The sequence below is a fragment of the Mycobacterium sp. genome, assembly GCF_039583785.1.
GTDB lineage: Bacteria > Actinomycetota > Actinomycetes > Mycobacteriales > Mycobacteriaceae > Mycobacterium.
The window spans coordinates 1-3,297 of record NZ_JAVKSG010000157.1 but is presented as its reverse complement, the minus strand read 5'-3'; the positions used below and the strand labels follow the sequence as shown (position 1 = coordinate 3,297).

The following is a 3,297-nucleotide window of genomic DNA, read 5'->3' as shown; positions in this document are numbered from 1 at the left end:
GTGCGTCCAGCAGCTCGGGCGCCAGAGTCTTCGAGGGGAGCTTCGATGACATGAGGTGATCGAGCGTAAGCTCACGAGAGCCAGCCGGTGCGAGTCCGGTCCGGGGAGATGCCAGGGTCCTCGGTAGCGATGCTCCCGGTGTCGGTTGAGAGGCCGGCGTCGAAGCGGGGCGGAGCGAGTGGCCAGTCCGCAACATCAAGTGAAGCCTGCGGCGTCGTTAGTTACGCCTGCGTGAGCAGGACCAAGGAGGAGCCGAGCCTGCGCCGAATGGGCGAAGGCCATGGAAGGCGTCTGGGTACCTGGAGCGGACGCTCATGAACCTCCCGGCGTAAGGGGCGTGGAATGGTCACAAGGTTGTCGTGGGAACTGGAGAGGCCCTACTCGACCCGGGCCCTGCGGGGGTTCGGAGCGTGTCTGGCTATAACCGGCGAAACCGGGAAGTGTCAGACAGTCGAGAGGGAGTCGGAGGGGGTCACAGTAGTGATGACGGGCGGGACAACATAACCCGCTTCGAGCGAAGGACCCCTACTTCACCTGTGCACGGGAAGGAAGCGAGGAACGCTGATGAGTGCCGAGATTTCGGCTAGGTGTGTCAGACAGGTCGATGGCCTGGATCCCGTTCGAGCGCTCCAACGCGTGCTTTATCGTTGTGCCAAGCAGGACCAGACACGTCAGTTCCATGCTCTCTACGACAAGCTCGCCCGCAGCGATGTGATGTGGCGGGCGTGGGTTGATGTGGCCACCAACCAGGGCGCTCCCGGTGTAGACGGCGTGACTATCGCCAGTATCGAAGCTGGGGGCGTTGATGGGGTACGGTCCTTCCTCGACGGGCTCGCAGGACAGCTTCGGGCGCACACGTATCGCCCGTCGCCGTTACGACGGGTTCGTATACCCAAACCGGGGCGGCGGGGCGAAACCCGTCCGCTCGGTATTCCCACGGTCGCCGATCGGGTGATCATGACTGCAGCGAAGATTGTGCTGGAACCGATCTTCGAGGCGGACTTTCTCCCGGTCAGTTTCGGGTTTCGTCCGAAACGGTCGGCGCATCAGGCTCTCGAGGCTGTTCGTGTGGCAGCGAACGCGGGTCGCGTGTGGGTGCTCGACGCTGATATCAAAGCATGTTTCGATGAGATCGATCGGACCGCGTTGTTGGGTCAGATCGAACGCCGGGTCAGTGACCGGCAGATGTTGAAACTGTTGCGAGCTTGGTTGAGAGTCGGGGTGTTCGAGGGTGGGGTGGTCTCGGACTCGGAGACTGGAACCCCGCAGGGATCACCCATTTCGCCTCTGTTGGCTAACGTCGCTTTGCATGCTCTCGATGAGGCGTGGGCGGCGACGGGACACCAATGGGGGGTTCTCGTGCGCTACTGCGATGATTTTGTCGTGGTCTGTGCGTCCAAAGCGAGGGCCGAGCAGGCTCGGGCTTTGGCGGCCGCGGTTTTGGGGAATATCGGGTTGCGGTTGCATCCTGATAAAACCTGGGTCGTGTGCATCCGTAATGGCACTGAAGGGTTCGACTTCTTGGGGTTCCATCATCGTATGGTGGGGTCCTGGAAGTTCCCGGGCCGCTTCTATCTGCAGAAGTGGCCCTCGGCGCGGGCAATGGCTTCCATACAGGCCAAAGTCCGGGCGCGGACCGATCGGCGTCATGTCGGACGGGAGTTGAAGTACGTGGTTGAAGACCTGAACCCTGTGTTGCGGGGGTGGGGGGCGTACTTTCGTTTCGGGAACTCGGGACGGAAGTTCAACGTCATCGACAGTTACGTGCATCAGCGACTGGCTATCTTGGCGAGCAGAAAGCACGGGAAATCCGGTCGGAACTGGGTGCAAAGCTACACCTACGGGTGGCTCACGGACCTGGGTGTCTACCGGTTGACTGGAACGGTGCGCTACTGGTCGGCGCATGCGCAGCGATGAACGGTGTCGGAAAGCCGGATGCGGGAGAACCGCACGTCCGGTTTGACAGGGGGCCGCTGGGGAGGTGATGCCACTACTGCGGGGGCTGCTGGTCCCGGGCCGGTGTGCTGGAAGACGCCACCACGATGGCCTGGTCGGGACCTCAACCGCTGCGTGGCACACCGAACCAGTGGCCTACCTTACTGCTGGAGCTTGCCGAGCAGATCCACGTGCCGGCTGGCGCGCTTGCGCAAGCATGGCGTAACCCGGCACGCCAGGTTCGCCTGGTGCGGGTGATGAACTCCGCCGAGGTCACGACTCACGCTCTGGACGGGGTCGCCGCCCGCTCCGCCGGTCAGTTGTGCGCCGCGACCGCCACCTCCGATGTCATCGACGCTCCAGTTGTCCTCTTGGCGCGCGCTGTGGACGGTGTGCCTGTGACCAGTGACCCTGAGGATCTCCACCGGCTCGATCCAGGCATCGACCTCATCCCGTGCTGACGACCGCAGCCGACAGAAGCACGCGGCGCGTCCGATGAGGCCGTGGGCACTACCTTGCGGATCCCTGCGAGACGAAGCCAGCGCGACGGCGTTCACGCGCTGCAGCCCGAGCAGCGCCGGCGCCGGCCGGGGTCTGGCCGTCACCCTGGACGCGTGCCATCATGGACCGGCCGGAGAGGAGCGTCGTCATGACATCCGTGGTTGAGGGCAGCCTCATCGAGATGCGGACCATCAAGGTGGTCGCAGTGCACGACGACGTCGAGGGCTCTGCGTTCAACGTCGTGCTCGGCGAGGTGGGCGGCGGCCGGAAACTTGCTATCGGGATCGGCCCCGCTGAAGCCCTGGACCTCTCGGCTGGACTGGATGGGCACGATCGTGCCAGGCCGACTGAGGGGTCCAGCGGGACTCGGCTCGCGCCCGCAAGATCGACCAGTACGTGGCCATGCTCGCCTGGGGCGAAACGATCTACCCGCAGAAGACGCCTGGCCCCTCGTGTCCCGACCTTGCGGCAGACGGCGAGCGGCCTGCCGGGGGCTACTCGGGGATCTGTGTCGACAGGCAGAACGGGTGGCCTGCCGGGTCAAGGAGCACCCGCCACCGGTCCGGCGCTGGCTGCTCAACCGCTGACGTCGCCCCAAGCCGAGCCGCCTCTGCCTCCGCCAGGTCCAAATCATCCACGGCCAGGTGTAGCGAGCGAGCCTCATACCTCCGAGAAAGGCTTGTTCAGCGCTTCGCGCTGAGGGGCGCCCGGAGGGCGCCCTCGTCGCGGCCGGTCGTAGCCTCTTAGTTGTTGAGACCGAGGAGGTTGTCATGGCCGACTACGCGACCCTACTGCGAGACCATGTCAGCTTGGAGGTCCGCTGTGTGGACCGGTTCTTCTTGCAGGGCTACATCCCCAAGC

Annotated in this window: 2 protein-coding genes and 1 pseudogene; 2 read left to right on the top strand and 1 reads right to left on the bottom strand. The window is 64.4% G+C overall.

Annotated elements, in window-relative coordinates:
• Positions 1-564 precede the first annotated feature (564 nt).
• Both ltrA and ABDV69_RS20790 read left to right on the top strand, forming a co-directional pair.
• On the top strand, positions 565-1,917 hold the full coding sequence (ltrA, locus tag ABDV69_RS20795; RefSeq protein WP_343577686.1) for a group II intron reverse transcriptase/maturase: 1,353 nt from the start codon (positions 565-567) through the stop codon (positions 1,915-1,917).
• 104 nt (positions 1,918-2,021) lie between these two features.
• On the top strand, positions 2,022-2,396 hold the full coding sequence (locus ABDV69_RS20790; protein ID WP_343577684.1) for a hypothetical protein: 375 nt from the start codon (positions 2,022-2,024) through the stop codon (positions 2,394-2,396).
• 534 nt (positions 2,397-2,930) lie between these two features.
• Here the strand turns inward: ABDV69_RS20790 and ABDV69_RS20785 are convergent.
• A pseudogene (locus ABDV69_RS20785) lies at positions 2,931-3,106 on the bottom strand (VOC family protein); the annotation flags it as partial.
• Positions 3,107-3,297 lie beyond the last annotated feature (191 nt).

Excerpts from the sequence above, each read along its gene's own strand:
- ltrA (WP_343577686.1), top strand. The coding sequence starts at position 565 with ATGAGTGCCGAGATTTCGGCTAGGTGTGTCAGACAGGTCGATGGCCTG.